The organism is Pseudolabrys sp. Root1462 (assembly GCF_001426945.1).
Classification (GTDB): Bacteria; Pseudomonadota; Alphaproteobacteria; order Rhizobiales; family Xanthobacteraceae; genus Pseudolabrys.
On sequence record NZ_LMFS01000001.1, the window covers coordinates 2,316,413 to 2,331,716 of the forward strand.

Consider the following 15,304-nt stretch of genomic DNA (forward strand, 5'->3'; position numbering starts at 1 on the left):
GGACGGATAGTATATAGTCCCAACATGGGAATCTTGTCAACAGCCTCACTTGCCGCCCTTTCGAGGCACGGCCGACGGGCCCTTAGCCCTTCGTCGCAGCCCGTGCTGGTACGCGATTTGCTTCAAATCCGGCGCCGGTCTGCAAGATGGAGTGTTTCGCCATGTCTGTATCGTCGATGTCCGCACCGGCTACATCGTCCGTATCGACCACCCGCTGGACCCAGCTCGGGCTGGGCCTGATCGCCATGATGTCGATCTCCAGCCCGCAATATGTCTGGACCCTTTTCACCAAGCCGCTGACCGATACGCTGCATGCGCCGCTGTCCGCAATCCAGCTGACGCTGACGATCCTGATCGTGTTGCAGACGTGGCTGTCGCCGGCGCAAGGCTATCTCGTCGACAAGTTCGGTCCCAAGTTGCTGATTGCCTGCGGTTGCCTCCTGTCCGGCCTCGGCTGGGTGACGGCGGCCTATGCCACCAGCCTGACCAGCCTCTATCTCACGTACGGTCTGTTGTGCGGCGCCGGCACCGGCATCGTCTATATCGGCATCGTCGGCCTGATGGTGCGCTGGTTCCCGGACCGTCGCGGCTTCGCCACCGGCATGGTGGCCGCCGGCTACGGCTTCGGCGCCATCGCAACCACTTTCCCGATCGACGCCATGCTCAAGTCGGCCGGCTACCAGCACACGCTCGTCGTGTTCGGCATCATCCTCGGGCTCGTCGGCGCGCTGGCCGCGCTGCTGATGCGCTCGCCGCGCAGCGACGACGTGCTGCCGCCGCCGGCGGTCGCGACATCGCTCCGGGATGTTGCGCCGAAGGACATGCTCAAGACCAAGGTGTTCTGGCTGATGTTCGTCATGATGACCATGATGTCGACCGGCGGCCTCATGGTGATCTCGCAGTTCGCCACCTTCTCGCGCGCCTTCGGCGTCGCCGATTTCATGGTCTGGGGTCTCGCCGCGCTGCCATTGGCGCTGACCGTGGACCGCATCACCAACGGCCTGACGCGGCCGTTCTTCGGCTGGGTCTCCGATCAGATCGGCCGCGAGAACACGATGGCGATCGCCTTCCTGTTCGAAGCCCTCGGCGTCGCCGCGATGGTGTATTTCCGCAGCGACGCGCTGCTGTTCGTCATCCTGTCGGCCGTGGTGTTCTTCGGCTGGGGCGAGATCTTCTCGCTGTTCCCCTCGACGCTGACCGATACCTTCGGCACCAAGAATGCGACGACAAATTACGGCTTCCTCTATATGGCGCAGGGCGTCGGTTCGGTGCTCGGCGCGCCGGTCGCCGCGTATATCGCGGAGAAGACCGGGAGCTGGCTGCCGGTGTTCACGATCATCATCTGCATGGATGTGATCACCGGACTGCTGGCGCTGTTCGTGCTCAAGCCGATGCGCAAGGCTTACACCAGCGCGGCGTAAGGACACACCACACTGTCATTCCGGGACGGCCGCCAGGCCGGACCCGGAATCCAGATACGTTCGCGCTGGTTTATCGTCAGCCGACGCGGAAACCGCGGGTCTCATCCACGGCGCGCATGTCGGCGAGAATGGTCTCGCCGGCGAGCGCGGTCTGTCCGACGGCGACCATCGGCTGCGTGCCTTCCGGCAGATAGACGTCGAGCCGCGAGCCGAAGCGGATCATGCCGAAGCGCTCGCCGGCGCCGACCGGTTGGCCTTCCTTGACGTAGCAGACGATGCGCCGGGCAATCAGGCCGGCGATCTGCACCACCGCAATGCGCGTGCCGCCGGTGGCGATGACCAGCGAATTGCGCTCGTTATCGACCGAGGCCTTGTCGAGATCGGCATTCACGAACTTGCCGGGCTGATACAGGATCTTGTCGACACGGCCGGCAACCGGCGAGCGGTTCACGTGGCAGTCGAACACGCTCATGAATACCGAAATGCGCAGCATCGGCTTCGGCCCGAGGCCGAGTTCATGCGGCGGCGGCGCCGTGGTCACCTGGCTGACGCGCCCGTCGGCCGGCGACACGATCAGGCCGTCCCGCACCGGGGTGACGCGCGGCGGATCGCGGAAGAAATAGATGCACCACAATGTCAGCACGGTGCCGACCCAGCCGAGCGGCGTCCACAGCCAGAACAGGATCAGGCTGACGAAAGCGAAAGCGCCGATGAAGGGGTAGCCTTCCGGCGTGATCGGGACCAGTTGCTTGCGGATCGAGTCGTAAATGGACATGGCGTTCTTACTTGTTCTCAACCGTTGCCGTGGTCGCGATTTACCCTCGTCCCTTGGGGGAGAAGGTGGCGCGCAAAGCGCGCCTCGCCAGCGTCATAGCAAGCCCCATGGCGGCTGCAAGCCCACCGGTCGGGACCGGTCAGTCCGGGAGATCCGCCGGGAACGTCCGGAATGGGCGAAAGCAGCCTACTCCGCCGCGTCCACCACCGCCGGCAGGGGGCTGGCGGCCTGCGCCAGCGCCGGGTCCTCGACCGGCGGCGGATTGCGGTTCGGCATCGCATCCTCGTCGGCGGCGCGGGCGAGCCGCTCGCGGGCCTCCTCGGCCTCGCGCTGCCTGTTCCACATGCTGGCATAGAGCCCGTTCTGCGCCAGCAGGACGTGATGGCTGCCGCGTTCGACGATCTCGCCCTTGTCGAGCACGATGATCTCGTCGGCGCCAACGATGGTCGAGAGCCGGTGGGCGATCACCAATGTGGTGCGGCCCTTCGACACGCGTTCCAGCGCGTCCTGGATTTCCTTTTCGGTGTGGCTGTCGAGCGCCGAGGTGGCTTCATCGAGCACCAGGATCGGCGGGCCTTTCAGGATGGTGCGGGCGATGGCGACGCGCTGCTTCTCGCCGCCGGACAGCTTCAGCCCGCGCTCGCCGACCTCGGCCTCGTAACCCTTCGGCGCCAGACGGATGAAGCCGTCGATCTGCGCGAGCGAAGCGGCCTCCTCCACCTCGGCGTCGCTGGCTTCCCAGCGGCCGTAGCGGATGTTGTAGCGGATGGTGTCGTTGAACAGCACGGTGTCCTGCGGCACCATGCCGATGGCCCTCCGCAGCGACTTCTGCGTCACCTTGGCGATGTCCTGGCCGTCGATGGTGATGGCACCGCCGGACAGATCGTAGAACCGGTACAGCAGCCGCGACAGGGTCGACTTGCCGGCACCCGACGGCCCGACCACGGCGACGGTCTTGCCTGCCGGCACCGTGAAGCTGATGCCCTTGAGGATCGGCCGCGCCGCCTCATAGGCGAACACGACATTGTCGAAGCGGATATCGCCGGCGGTCACAGTGAGCGGCTTGGCGCCCGGCACGTCGATGATTTCCGGCGGCCGGCCGAGGATCGAGAACATGAGCTCGATGTCGGTGATTGCCTGCTTGATCTCGCGATAGACCATGCCCATGAAATTCAGCGGCTGATAGAGCTGGATCATCATGGCGTTGATCAGCACGAAATCGCCGACGGTCTTCGAGCCGCCGCGGATCTCGTAAGCGCACATCACCATCGCGGCGGCGAGGCCGAACGTGAAGATGATGGCCTGACCGGCGTTGAGCACCGCGAGCGAAGTGTAGGCGCTGGTCGAAGCCTTCTCGTAACGCGCCATGGCGCGGTCGTAGCGTTCGGCCTCGCGCTCCTCGGCGGAGAAGTATTTGACGGTCTCGTAATTCAAGAGCGAGTCGATCGCCTTCACGTTGGCGTCGGTGTCGCTGTCGTTCATCTTGCGGCGGATGCCGATGCGCCACTCGGTGGCGAAATAGGTGTACACGAGATAGCAGGTCACCGTGACCAGGATGACGGCGACGTAACGCCAGTCGAACTGCCACATCAGCACGCCGCAGATCAGCGCCAGTTCGATGATGGTCGGCGCCAGTTGCAGGATGACCATGCGCACGATGGTCTCGATGCCGTTGCGGCCGCGCTCGAGCACGCGGGTCAGGCCGCCGGTCTTGCGCTCAAGATGGAAGCGCAGGGACAATTCGTGCATGTGGACGAAGGTGCGGAAGGCGAGCCGCCGCACGGCATGCATCGCCACCTTGGCGAAGACGCCATCGCGTAATTGCGTCGTCACGGCCATGACGATGCGCATGGCGCCGTAGGCCAGCGTCATCACGATCGGGGCGGCGATTGCCCAGGCCAGCCAGTCGTCGGCGCCGACCGGGGCGCTGCCCTTGCCGGCGAGCGCGTCGGTCGCCCATTTGAAGGTGAACGGCGTGACGATGGTGGCGAGCTTGGCGAGCAGCAGCAGAACAGCGGCGCCGAGCACGCGCAGCTTGAGGTCGCGCCGGTCTGACGGCCAGATATAGGGCCAGAGATGGACGATGGTGGCCGTCAGCGCTCCGCGGTCGGCGGACACGGCGGATGGCTGGTCGGCAGGTGTGTGAGCTGCGGTCATTCGGAACCCGGAAGCGGCTGGAGCACTTTCATATAAGTCCAAACTGGCCGCCGATCACCCTTCCCGCCTGTATTTCCTATGGATTTTTCGCCGCCATCTTGACGGTAAGCCGGCCGGTGGGCACATCCAGACCATGAACGCTCCTCAAAAGACCGCCACCATCGGCAAGATCTGCGTCTATTGCGGCTCCGGCCCGGGCACCGACCCGGCTTTCGTCGAGGCCGCCACGGCGCTCGGCACGGCCATGGCCAAGGCCGGTATCGGGCTGGTCTATGGCGGTGGCGACATGGGCATGATGGGCGCGGTGGCCGAGGCCGTGCGTCGCAACGGCGGCGCCGTGACCGGCATCATCCCGGAGTTCCTGCTGAACAAGGAACGCGCCGGCTTCAACGGCGACGGCCTGATCGTCACCCGCGACATGCACGAGCGCAAACGCAAGATGTTCGAGATGGCCGACGCCTTCGTCGCCATGCCCGGCGGCATCGGCACGCTCGAGGAGATCGTCGAGCAGATGACCTGGGCGCAGCTCGGCCGCCACAAGAAGCCGATCCTGCTCGCCAACATCAAGGGCTTCTGGGACCCGCTGTCCGCCCTGCTCAACCACATGAAGGCGCTCGCCTTCATCCGCGACGGCATGGAGTTCGAGATGCTGGTCGCCGACAAGGTGGACGACATCATCCCGCAGCTGCAACGCGCCGCGCAGAGCGTGCCGGCAGCCGCCAAGGACATGCCGGCCGCGGTGGCGGAGAAGCTGTAACCTATTTCGTGAACGTGACCGCCTCGATGCGGTTGCCATCCGGATCGCGGATGAAGGCGGCATAGTAGCCGCCGTCGCCGTCATGCGGCCGCAGGCCGGGCGCGCCGTCGCTTGAGCCGCCGGCTTGGAGCGCCGCGGCGTGGAAGGCATCGACCATCTTGGTCGAGCGGGCACGGAAGCAGATATGCGCGCCGCTGCCGGCTTCGATTGGCGCCATGTCGGCACGCAAATTGATCCAGAACTCCGAATACTGCTTGCCGAAGCCGACGGTCGCGGCGCGGACGTCGATCGCCTTCATGCCGATGGCGCCGAGCACGGCCCCGTAAAAGCGCGTCGATGCGGCTAGATCGCAGACGGCGATGGAGACGTGGTCGATCATGAGGCAATTCTACCCAACGCCGCCACCGCTTCAATATCGGCGCCTCAGGTCCGGTTGATCGAAACGCCGCCGTCGGCCAGCATGGCACTGCCGGTGACGAAACTCGCCGCATCGGATGCAAGGAACAGCGCCGCTTGCGCCTGCTCCTGCGGCGTGGCGACGCGCTTGAGCGCAAAGAGATTACGCACGAACGCCTTGCTTTGCTCATCCGGCGCGAACACGTCTGCCATCTCGGTCTGCGTGCCACCGGGCAACAAGGCGTTGACGCGCAATCCCTGCGGGCCGAATTCGACCGCCAGCGATTTCATCAGACCAATCAATCCTGCCTTACTCGCCGCATAGGCGGCAATACCGGGCATGGCCACCGTATAGCCGACGAAGGAAGCGACGAAGATCAACGAACCGGCGCCGCGCGCCAACATCGCCGGCACCTGGTATTTGGCGGCGAGAAAGCCACTGGTCAGGTTCGTGGCAAGCGTTGCATTCCAGTCGCTGATTGCTATGCCCGGGGTTGCCCCCATCGGCCCCATCGCTGCGGCATTGTTGATGGCAATGTCGAGGCCGCCAAACCGGCGCTCCGCTTCGGCAACCAGCGCCCGTGCGTGATTTTCATCGCCGACATCGCCCGCGAGGGCGACAACATCGGCACCCGTCGCCGCGATGCTTTCCGCCACCGCATCGAGGCGCGATTCACCGCGCGCGGTAATTACAAGCTTTGCGCCCTCGGCCGCAAACAGCTCGGCAATTGCGCGGCCGATGCCTGCGCTGGCCCCGGTTACGATCGCTACTTTATCGGACAATACGCCGCGCGGCATGGTCATGCTTGATCTCCCTTATTTGAGACAAGCATTTCGGCCGTCACGCGATCCTCAGCCCACCCGATTTCTGCGCACGCCGCGGCTAAACCGGCGCGCCGGACTTCACCAGCTTGTAGATGATAGAGTCCATCAGCGCCTGGAACGAGGCGTCGATGATGTTCGGCGACACGCCGATCGTGGTCCAGTGCTCGCCGTTCTCGTCCGCGCTCTCGATCAGAACGCGGGTCACGGCCTCGGTGCCGCCATTGAGGATACGCACGCGATAGTCGGTGAGCTTGAGGCCCTTGATGTAGTCCTGATACTTGCCGAGATCCTTGCGCAGCGCGTGGTCGAGCGCGTTCACCGGACCATTGCCTTCCGCCGCGGAGATCAGGCTCTCGTTGCCGACCTTGACCTTGACCACCGCCATAGTGACGGTGACGCGCTGACCGAGCGCGTTGTCGCGCTGCTCGACATTGACGTCGAACTGCGACACGTCGAAATAATCCGGCACGGTGCCGAGGGTGCGCCGCGCCAACAGTTCGAACGAAGCGTCGGCGGCGTCATAGGCATAGCCGATCGCCTCACGCTCCTTGACGATCTCGAGCAGGCGCCCGATGCGGCGGTCGTCCTTGTCGACCTTGAGGCCGATGCGATCGAGCTCGGCGAGCACGTTGGACTTGCCGGCCTGCTCCGACACCAGCACCTTGCGCTTGTTGCCGACCGCGTCCGGGTTGACGTGCTCGTAGGTCTCCGGTGCCTTCATGATCGCCGAGGCATGAATGCCGGCCTTGGTGGCGAAGGCGTTCTCGCCGACATAAGGCGCGTAGCGGAATGACGGCCGGTTGAGCCGCTCGTCGAGCGCGCGCGACACCTTGCCCAGCGTCTTGAGCGCCGCGTCGGTGACGCCGATGTCGAATTTGTCGGCGAACTCCGCCTTCAGCTTCAGCGTCGGGATGATCGACACCAGATTGGCGTTGCCGCAACGCTCGCCGAGGCCGTTGAGCGTGCCCTGGATCTGCCGCGCGCCGGCGCGCACCGCCGCCAGCGAATTGGCGACCGCCTGCTCGGTGTCATTGTGCGCATGGATGCCGACGTGTTCGCCGGGGATCACCTTGACCACCTCGCCGACGATGCGCTCGATCTCGTTGGGCAGCGTGCCGCCATTGGTGTCGCACAGCACGACCCAGCGCGCGCCCGCCTCGTAGGCCGCCTTGGCGCATTCAACAGCGAATTGCGGATTGGCCTTGTAACCGTCGAAGAAATGCTCGCAGTCGAGCAGCACCTCCTTGCCGCTCTCCTTCGCCGCCTTCACGCTGTCGCGGATCGAGGCGAGGTTCTCCTCCGGCGTCGTCTCCAGCGCCACCCTGACGTGATAGTCCCAGGACTTGGCGACGAAGCAGATGGCGTCCGCCTGCGCGCCGATGAGCGCGGCGATGCCGGGATCGTTCGACGCCGAACGGCCGGGCCGGCGCGTCATGCCGAAGGCAGTGAACTTGCCGCGCAGCTTTCGGCGTTCGCTGAAGAATTCCGTGTCGGTGGCATTGGCGCCGGGATATCCGCCTTCGACATAGTCGATGCCGAGTTCGTCGAGCATCGCGGCAATGGCAATCTTGTCGGCGAGCGTGAAATCGACGCCGTTGGTCTGCGCACCGTCGCGCAGTGTTGTGTCGAACAGATAAAGGCGCTCTTTACTCATGACGCGCAGCCTTCTCGCACTACCACAATCCGAAAAACTTGGTCGCCAGCGCCACCGCCGCGGCGATCACCACGACCTTGAGGACGATGTAATACAGCCAGTGCCGCGGGAACGGCGTGTCGGGCTTCTTCATGAAAGTTTCGACGCCTCCGGTTTGGCCACAAGCGCTTTGGACAAGGTGGTGTTGGCCAGCCATTCGTCGCCGACCGAGATCGAATTGCGCTGCTGCGCGGTGTAACCGCGCTTCTCGAAGAAACCGCGCGCGGTGTCGCTGGCGTCCACCGTGAGCTTCTCGGCGCCGCGCGCGCCGGCGAGCTTCTCCAGCGCATCGACGAGCAGCGCCGCCGCGCCCTGCCCGGCCGCCGCCGGATGCACGAACAGCATATCGATTTTCGTATTGCCGGCGAGCGAGGCGAAGGCAACCGGCGAGCCCTCCAGCGTCGCGATCAAGGTGAGCTGTTTGCCAAGACGGCCGGCAAAGACCTCCAGATCGTCGACGCGAGAAATCCACGCCTGCTGCTGCGCTTCACTGTAGTCATCGGCGGTCAATTCAAGGACGCTTTCGCGGAAGATCTCCGCCAGCAGCGGCGCGTCCGTGGGCAGAAACGGCCGCAGCGCCAGCTTCGGTGTCGCTGTCGCCATCAGCGCCTCCCCGGCCATTCGGCCGTGTCGTGATCGGGATGTTGATGACTGACGATCGAAGCCTTGAAGGCTTCCTGTTGCGGCTCGGCGCCGGGCGCGCGTGTCGGCAGACTGCACAGACCATCGAAGAACGGCTGCTTGCTCTCGGGATTGACCTGGATGGTCGGCGGCGCAACGGACGGATCGTCAAAGGTGCAGACCGCGATCTCGGTCGGGCCGCCATACTCGTAGGTCAGCGGCGTGCCGCAATCGGCGCAGAAGCCGCGCTCGACTTTGTTCGACGAGCGGAAGCGCTTGGGTTCGCCGCGCGTCCATTCGAGATCGTGCACCGTGACCAAAAGCGCGAACGGCGAGCCGAACGCCTTCTGGCACATGCGGCAATGGCAGATCGACGAGCGGCCGAACTTCGAGCCGCGATAGCGCACCGCGCCGCACTGGCAGCCGCCGGAGTGCATCTGGCTCATCGCGCGATCTCCCAGGTGGTACCGTCCTTGGAGTCCTTGAGCACGACGCCCATGGCAGCGAGTTCGTCACGGATGCGATCGGATTCGGCGAAGTTCTTCGCCTGGCGCGCCGCCTTGCGTGCCGCGATCAGGCTTTCCACCTTCGCGGCGTCGACATCGCTGCCGGCCTGACGGCGGCCCGCCCATTCCTTGGCGGTCTCGCGCAGAAAGCCGAGCGCGCGCAAGGTGCCGGCGAATTCACCGCGCAACTTGTCATCGCCGGCCTGGATGCGGTTGCGCAGGCTGTGCAAGGCCGTGATGACCTGATGGGTATTGAGATCGTCGGCCAGCGCTTCAAGCACCGGTGCCGAGATCGTCTCGCCCGGCGCATCGTTGGCGATCCAGTACCAGTCGTCGAGCGTCTTCCAGGCCTCTTCCAGACCCTTCACGGTCCAGTCGATCGGCTGGCGATAATGCGTCTTCAGCATGTTGAAGCGCGCCACCTCGCCCGGCCAGTCCTTCAGCACATCGCGAATGGTGATGAAGTTGCCGAGGCTCTTCGACATCTTCTCGCCTTCCACCTGCAGGAAGCCGTTGTGCATCCAGTAATTGGCCATCACGTTCTGATGGAAGGCGCAGCGCGATTGCGCGATTTCGTTTTCGTGATGCGGAAACACAAGATCGATGCCGCCGCCGTGAATGTCGAAGGTCTCGCCGAGATGTTTCCACGACATCGCCGAGCACTCGATGTGCCAGCCGGGACGGCCCGGCGTCTTGATGCCACCTGGGGACGGCCAGCCCGGCTCGCCCGGCTTCGACGGCTTCCACAGCACGAAGTCCTGCGCGTCCTTCTTGTAGGGCGCGACCTCGACGCGGGCGCCGGCGATCATCTCGTCCATCGGCCGCTTGGAAAGCTGGCCGTAGTCCGTCATCGACGGCACGTTGAACAGCACATTGTCTTCGGCGACGTAAGCGTGGCCGGAGGCAATGAGGCGCTCGATGATCGCCTTCATCTCCTCGATGTGCTCGGTCGCGCGCGGCTCCACCGTCGGCGGCAGGCAGCCGAGCGCAGCGACGTCTTCCTTGAAATTCCGGTAGGTCTCTTCGGTGAGCTCACGAATGTCGATGCCGCGCTCGGCGGCGCGCGCATTGATCTTGTCATCGACGTCCGTGATGTTGCGGACGTATTTGACGTGGCCCTCGCCGTAGATGTGGCGCAACAGGCGAAACAACACGTCGAAGACGATGACCGGCCGCGCATTGCCGATGTGGGCGAAGTCGTAGACCGTCGGCCCGCACACATACATGCGCACATTCGCCGGATCGATCGGCGTGAACACGCGCTTGTCGCGCGACAGCGTATCGTAAAGCCGTAATTCCATAAGGGTCACCAATAGCCGGCGCTTCCGCTGGCCGGAGGTCCCTTTGTATCTCGATTCGAGAAAAGACGGCCTCAGCCAGCGTTGTGGACGCTAGCTAATAATCTTGCGGCAAATGCCGCGAATGAGGGTCGGGCCAGTCATGGGGCCACCATGCGCGAATTCCGGGCTGAGCGTCAAGCTCGCCGCCCTATCCGGTTAAGCGGCTCTTAAAGAAATCAAAGCATTATAGCCGTCTGTCTTCATCAGACGGCCTCATTGAACCCGCGCGGGGGTCGCCCCGCCTGAAAACGGACGTGTCCATGCGCAGCCTCGTGGCCGGCGTCGGCCTCCTCGCCAGTCTCCTCGTCGTCCTGCCGGCCAAGGCGGAGAGGAAAATGTTCATCATCGGCGCCGATGCCAACGGCTATGGCGTCGACCGTTGCCTGGTCAGCGGCGCGCCGTGCGGCGCCGCGGCGGCAGCCGCCTATTGCCACACCCAGAACTTCGCCAGCGCGATGTCGTATCGCAAGGTCGATCGTGACGACATCACCGGGGCCATCCCGGCCGGCGGCGCCGGCGGCTGCAAAGGCTCGGCCTGCGACGATGTCGTGGCCATCGTCTGCAATCGCTGACGCAGTCATCCACAGAAGTTCCCCAGTAATGCTCCGCGCACTGATCGGGGCGCTGTTATATGCGGCGCCGCGGTTGAGTTATCGCCGCCGTCCCGGTACGTAGGAACTCCGGTTCCTCCACGGCACGGGCGTATGGTCAAGGCACGCGAAATCCCGATCCCTACCGCCGCCGAGCGCGCCGCCAGCCGTGCCGAACGGCCGTTGAAACTGCTGATCGCGGCGTCGATCATCCTGCCGCTGACAATTTTCGCGATCGCATCGTGGATTTCCTACGACCAGCACATGAGCGAAGCGTCGGACCGTCTGCAACGGACGGTCGGCACGATGCAGGAACACGCCATCAAGGTGTTCGAAACGTTCGCCATCAGCGAGCGCTATCTCGAGGAACTGTTCAACGGCGTGCCCGACGCCACCATCCGCGCCGACGAGCGCGGCTATAGCGAGCGTCTTCGCAATTACACCAAGACGCTCCCGCAACTGCGCGATCTTTGGGTGATCGCCCGGGACGGCAAGCCCCTGGTGTCGGGTACCATCTATCCGTTGCCGCCCGATCTCGATCTATCGGACCGCACCTATTTCGCGGTCCACACCGCAGGCAAGGTCGACACCTACATCAGTGAAGTCGTCAAGGCGCGCGCCGCCGACACCGACTTCTTCGCCATCACGCGCAAACGAGAGGACGCCACAGGCAGGTTCGACGGCGTCTACCTGGTCTCGATAGCTCCCGAGTATTTTACGCGTTATTATTCGCAACTGCCGCAATCGGACGTCAGCGTCGCGGGCCTGGTCCGCGCCGACGGCGTGACGCTGGCTCGCTATCCGGCAGTGACGCCGGGGGTACTGCCATCGACGACGCCAATGATGAAGGCGATCGCCATGCAGCCGATCGCCGGCTTCACTTACGGCACCTCGGCGCTCGACGGCGCACAGCGCATCATCGCCTACCGCAAGCTGCCCGATTACGACGTTTATGTTTACGCCGCGCTGAACACGGCCACGGTGCGCTCCGAATGGATGAGCGATATGTCGGCGCATCTCGTCTTCGGCATCCCGGCGACGCTCGCCATGGTCGGCCTCGGCATCCTCACCTTGCGCCATACCCGGCGCGAGGCCGAGGCGATGACGCTGCTGCGCGAGGAAGCGGCGCGGCGGCAATCGACGGAGCTCGCGCTCCGCCAGGCGCAGAAGATGGAAGCCGTCGGCCGCCTGACCGGCGGCATCGCCCATGACTTCAACAACCTGCTCACCGCCATCATCGGCAATGTCGAGCTGGCGCTGCGGCGCAACACCTCGGAAGACGGCCGCGTCGCCAATTCGCTCAATGCCATCCGCCAGGCCTCGATGCGCGCCGCGACGTTGGTGCAGCGGCTGCTGACCTTCTCGCGCCAGCATCCGCAGGAAGTGAAGGTCGTCGACGTCAACCGGCTGGTCAACGACATGTCGGAGTTGCTGCATCGCTCGATCGGCGAGACGGTGCGCGTGGAAACCGTGCTCGCCGGCGGCCTGTGGAAGGCCGCGGTCGATCCCAATCAGCTCGAAAGCGCGATCCTCAACCTCGCGGTCAATGCCCGTGACTCCATGACGAGTGGCGGACGGCTCACCATCGAGACTTCGAACGCTTATCTCGACGAGACGTACATCAAACAATCGGGCGCCGAGGTCGAATCCGGACAGTTCGTGCTGATTGCGGTCAGCGACACCGGCGGCGGCATGACGCCGGAAGTCCGCGACCGCGCCTTCGATCCGTTCTTCACCACCAAGCCGGCCGGGGTCGGCTCGGGGCTCGGCCTCAGCATGGTCTACGGCTTCGTCAAACAGTCGCACGGCCATATCCAGATCTACAGCGAGATCGGCCAGGGCACGTCGATCAAGATGTACTTCCCGCGGCTCACCGATCCGTCGGCCTATCCGGCGTGGGAAGCGGTTGCCGAACTCTCGCCGTCGCGTCACGGCAAGCATTCCGAGACCATCCTGCTCGTGGAAGACGACCACGACGTCAGCCGCTTCGTCATCGATGCCCTGAGCGACATCGGCTATAACGTCATCCACGCCGACAATGCTGCCGACGCCCTCGAGAAGCTGAAGGCGGAGCCGTCGATCGCGCTGCTGTTTACCGATGTGGTGCTGCCGGGCGGCATGAACGGCCGCGAACTGGCGAACGAGGTGAAGAAGCTGCGGCCCGAACTGCCCGTGGTCTTCGCCACCGGCTATACCCGCAACGCCATCATCCATCACGGCCGGCTCGACACCGACGTCGATCTACTGACCAAGCCGTTCACGACCGACGCCCTGGCCAAGAAGCTGCGGCAGGTGCTCGACGGCGGCGCGCGCAAGAAAGCGCGCGGCTAGACTTCCCTGCCGATCGCGCGGTCGATCGACCAGCGTCCGCCGCCGCGCACCAGGAAGTGAAACACCACGATCGCCCAGAACAGCGGATATTCGAAGCCGAGATAATTCCAGAAGAAGCCGTTGCCGGCGTGGAATTTGATCGCCACCAACAGAAAGACCAGCACCGGTACGGCGGCGAGCCGGGTCAGCAGGCCGGCGGCAAGGCACAGACCACCGAAGAATTGCGTCGCGCCGGTCACGACGGTCCAGAAGGCCGCGGGGTGAAAACCGGCCTGCTCGAAGAAGGCGATGTTGGCCTCGCGGGCGCCGAACAGGATGACGTAGCCATGCGCGGCCATCGACAGCCCGGCGCATAGCCGCATGAGCGGTTCGGTCACCGGCGCCAGGCGGTTGTAGAGGCCGCCCAAGGCCGGGATCAGAAGACGCGGTTCGTCGGTCATGATCGCCCTCTCCCGTCAGCGACATGATAGGCCCGGCGGGCTAGATGGGACCAGATCCCAGTAGCTTAGAACTTTTCCAAACAGGTTGCGCGGGCGAGACCAATCGGCCAAATTCACGGCCGCGCGCTGGATGAAATCGGTCGACACCCCTTTCCGGCGCTGGAGTACGGCAGCCGGCGATGAACGACAGAACGGGTCAACGTTTTTCCGCGCGCACCGGCGCCGAGGGCGATCCGCCGCTCACGCTGGAGGGCTTTCTGCCCCATCGCCTGCTGGTTTGCGCGCAATTCGTCTCGGCGGCGCTGGCGAAGGTTCATGCCGGGCGTCACGAGATCGGCGTTCCGGAGTGGCGTGTCCTCGTCGTGCTCGCCGAATTCGGCAGCATGACCGCGAAGGCCATCGGCCAGCGCAGCCATATGCACAAGACCAAGGTCTCGCGGGCGGTCGCCGTGCTCGAGGAACTGGAATTAGTGACGCGGCGCAGCAACACCGCCGACCTGCGCGAGGCCTTCCTGTCGCTGACGCCGGCAGGCCGCGCCATCTACGACCAGTTGGCGCCAGGGGCTCTGGAATTCGCCGACCGCCTGATCGCCGCCATCGATCCGGCGGACCGCGAAGCGCTCGACCGCATCCTCGACCGTCTCATGCAAAGCTCGGCGGAAATCGCCGCCGATATCGCCAACGGGCCGCGAGCCCGCTAAGTTCGTCCGGCGACCAAACGTCCATTCTGCCGGGGGACCGTTTCGTGAAGTTGTACAGTTATTTCCGTTCGTCCGCCGCTTATCGCGTGCGGATCGCGCTCAATCTGAAGAATTTGCCCTACGAGATGGCGGCCGTTCACCTCACCAAGGATGGCGGCCAGCAGTTCAAGGACGACTTCCGCGCCATCAATCCGCAGGCCCGCGTCCCGGCGCTGCAATTGTCGGGCGGCGAAGTGCTGACGCAGTCGCTCGCCATCATCGACTATCTCGACGAGGTCTATCCCGATCCGCCGCTATTGCCGGTCGATGCGCTCGACCGCGCCCGCGTGCGCGCCGCGGCGCAGGTCGTCGCCTGCGATATTCACCCGCTCAACAATCTGTGTGCGCTGCGCTACCTCAAGCGCGAGCTCAAGCAGGAGCAGCCTGCGATCGATGCCTGGTACCATCACTGGGTAATCGAGGGCTTCACGGCGCTGGAAAAGATGATCGCGCAAGCGGGCGTATCAGGGCCGTACAGCTTCGGCTCGCATGTGACGCTCGCCGATGTGTGCCTGGTGCCGCAGGTGTTCAATGCGCGGCGGCTCAAGGTGCCGCTCGATGCCTTCCCCAGGATCGTCGCGGTCGAAGCCGCGTGTCTCAAGCTCTCCGCCTTCGACAAAGCCCGGCCGGAAAAACAGCCCGACGCCGAGTAGTCACCGCCGCGGTCGTGCCCCCCCCCAAGACCGCGCGCCACATCCCTCTTCCAGCGATC

The 15,304-nt window shown here is 64.6% G+C and carries 15 protein-coding genes; 6 read left to right on the plus strand and 9 right to left on the minus strand.

The window, feature by feature from the left end:
* The first annotated feature begins 161 nt into the window (after positions 1-161).
* Complete coding sequence (oxlT, locus tag ASD45_RS11395; protein WP_056912730.1) at positions 162-1,421, plus strand: oxalate/formate MFS antiporter; 1,260 nt, start codon at positions 162-164, stop codon at positions 1,419-1,421.
* 76 nt (positions 1,422-1,497) lie between these two features.
* On the opposite strand, the gene ASD45_RS11400 is transcribed toward oxlT, so the two are convergent.
* Together ASD45_RS11400 and ASD45_RS11405 are read right to left on the minus strand one after the other, a co-directional pair.
* Positions 1,498-2,217, minus strand: a complete 720-nt coding sequence (locus ASD45_RS11400) for a phosphatidylserine decarboxylase (RefSeq protein WP_280136402.1) — start codon at positions 2,215-2,217, stop codon at positions 1,498-1,500.
* A gap of 165 nt (positions 2,218-2,382) precedes the next feature.
* Positions 2,383-4,353: an ABC transporter ATP-binding protein/permease gene (locus ASD45_RS11405; protein ID WP_056911587.1), complete on the minus strand. Its 1,971-nt coding sequence runs from the start codon at positions 4,351-4,353 to the stop codon at positions 2,383-2,385.
* 133 nt (positions 4,354-4,486) lie between these two features.
* Here ASD45_RS11405 and ASD45_RS11410 point away from each other — a divergent pair, with 133 nt between their 5' ends.
* Positions 4,487-5,110 (plus strand): TIGR00730 family Rossman fold protein, encoded by a 624-nt coding sequence (locus tag ASD45_RS11410; RefSeq protein ID WP_056911588.1) that lies wholly within the window; start codon positions 4,487-4,489, stop codon positions 5,108-5,110.
* 1 nt (position 5,111) lies between these two features.
* Here the strand turns inward: ASD45_RS11410 and ASD45_RS11415 are convergent, their stop codons facing one another.
* The 6 genes from ASD45_RS11415 to cysS form a co-directional block, all read right to left on the minus strand.
* The gene (locus ASD45_RS11415) at positions 5,112-5,489 is read right to left on the minus strand and encodes a VOC family protein (protein WP_056911589.1); all 378 of its coding nucleotides are present in this window, start codon (positions 5,487-5,489) and stop codon (positions 5,112-5,114) included.
* A gap of 44 nt (positions 5,490-5,533) precedes the next feature.
* Positions 5,534-6,310, minus strand: a complete 777-nt coding sequence (locus ASD45_RS11420; RefSeq protein WP_244485309.1) for an SDR family oxidoreductase — start codon at positions 6,308-6,310, stop codon at positions 5,534-5,536.
* A 79-nt stretch (positions 6,311-6,389) separates the two neighbouring features.
* The gene (gene cimA, locus ASD45_RS11425) at positions 6,390-7,985 is read right to left on the minus strand and encodes a citramalate synthase (protein ID WP_056911590.1); all 1,596 of its coding nucleotides are present in this window, start codon (positions 7,983-7,985) and stop codon (positions 6,390-6,392) included.
* A gap of 129 nt (positions 7,986-8,114) precedes the next feature.
* On the minus strand, positions 8,115-8,627 hold the full coding sequence (locus ASD45_RS11430) for a GNAT family N-acetyltransferase (protein WP_056912732.1): 513 nt from the start codon (positions 8,625-8,627) through the stop codon (positions 8,115-8,117).
* Complete coding sequence (locus ASD45_RS11435) at positions 8,627-9,091, minus strand: GFA family protein (protein WP_056911591.1); 465 nt, start codon at positions 9,089-9,091, stop codon at positions 8,627-8,629. Before ASD45_RS11435 ends, ASD45_RS11430 begins: the two co-directional genes overlap by 1 nt.
* Positions 9,088-10,452: a cysteine--tRNA ligase gene (gene cysS, locus ASD45_RS11440; protein ID WP_056911592.1), complete on the minus strand. Its 1,365-nt coding sequence runs from the start codon at positions 10,450-10,452 to the stop codon at positions 9,088-9,090. The genes ASD45_RS11435 and cysS overlap by 4 nt, the downstream gene beginning before the upstream one ends.
* A 299-nt stretch (positions 10,453-10,751) precedes the next feature.
* Between cysS and ASD45_RS11445 the strand changes: the two genes are divergently transcribed.
* A complete protein-coding gene (locus ASD45_RS11445) occupies positions 10,752-11,063 on the plus strand; it encodes a hypothetical protein (RefSeq protein WP_056911593.1) in 312 nt (103 codons plus the stop codon).
* Positions 11,064-11,195: 132 nt separating this feature from the next.
* A complete protein-coding gene (locus tag ASD45_RS11450; RefSeq protein ID WP_056911594.1) occupies positions 11,196-13,412 on the plus strand; it encodes a hybrid sensor histidine kinase/response regulator in 2,217 nt (738 codons plus the stop codon).
* On the opposite strand, the gene ASD45_RS11455 is transcribed toward ASD45_RS11450, so the two are convergent.
* A complete protein-coding gene (locus ASD45_RS11455; RefSeq protein ID WP_056911595.1) occupies positions 13,409-13,852 on the minus strand; it encodes a DoxX family protein in 444 nt (147 codons plus the stop codon). The two genes, ASD45_RS11450 and ASD45_RS11455, sit on opposite strands and share 4 nt — an antisense overlap.
* A 179-nt stretch (positions 13,853-14,031) precedes the next feature.
* Here ASD45_RS11455 and ASD45_RS11460 point away from each other — a divergent pair, with 179 nt between their 5' ends.
* Positions 14,032-14,553 carry a MarR family transcriptional regulator gene (locus ASD45_RS11460; RefSeq protein ID WP_056911596.1) on the plus strand — a complete coding sequence of 174 codons (522 nt, stop codon included), beginning with the start codon at positions 14,032-14,034 and terminating at the stop codon, positions 14,551-14,553.
* Between the two features lie 44 nt (positions 14,554-14,597).
* Positions 14,598-15,245, plus strand: a complete 648-nt coding sequence (maiA, locus tag ASD45_RS11465) for a maleylacetoacetate isomerase (protein WP_056911597.1) — start codon at positions 14,598-14,600, stop codon at positions 15,243-15,245.
* Positions 15,246-15,304: the final 59 nt, after the last annotated feature.

Coding starts and splice junctions, on each gene's coding strand:
- ASD45_RS11430 (WP_056912732.1), bottom strand. CDS start 8,627: ATGGCGACAGCGACACCGAAGCTGGCGCTGCGGCCGTTTCTGCCCACG.
- ASD45_RS11435 (WP_056911591.1), bottom strand. CDS start 9,091: ATGAGCCAGATGCACTCCGGCGGCTGCCAGTGCGGCGCGGTGCGCTAT.
- ASD45_RS11420 (WP_244485309.1), bottom strand. CDS start 6,310: ATGACCATGCCGCGCGGCGTATTGTCCGATAAAGTAGCGATCGTAACC.
- cysS (WP_056911592.1), bottom strand. CDS start 10,452: ATGGAATTACGGCTTTACGATACGCTGTCGCGCGACAAGCGCGTGTTC.
- cimA (WP_056911590.1), bottom strand. CDS start 7,985: ATGAGTAAAGAGCGCCTTTATCTGTTCGACACAACACTGCGCGACGGT.
- ASD45_RS11405 (WP_056911587.1), bottom strand. CDS start 4,353: ATGACCGCAGCTCACACACCTGCCGACCAGCCATCCGCCGTGTCCGCC.
- oxlT (WP_056912730.1), top strand. CDS start 162: ATGTCTGTATCGTCGATGTCCGCACCGGCTACATCGTCCGTATCGACC.
- ASD45_RS11410 (WP_056911588.1), top strand. CDS start 4,487: ATGAACGCTCCTCAAAAGACCGCCACCATCGGCAAGATCTGCGTCTAT.
- ASD45_RS11460 (WP_056911596.1), top strand. CDS start 14,032: ATGAACGACAGAACGGGTCAACGTTTTTCCGCGCGCACCGGCGCCGAG.
- ASD45_RS11455 (WP_056911595.1), bottom strand. CDS start 13,852: ATGACCGACGAACCGCGTCTTCTGATCCCGGCCTTGGGCGGCCTCTAC.
- ASD45_RS11450 (WP_056911594.1), top strand. CDS start 11,196: ATGGTCAAGGCACGCGAAATCCCGATCCCTACCGCCGCCGAGCGCGCC.
- ASD45_RS11415 (WP_056911589.1), bottom strand. CDS start 5,489: ATGATCGACCACGTCTCCATCGCCGTCTGCGATCTAGCCGCATCGACG.
- ASD45_RS11445 (WP_056911593.1), top strand. CDS start 10,752: ATGCGCAGCCTCGTGGCCGGCGTCGGCCTCCTCGCCAGTCTCCTCGTC.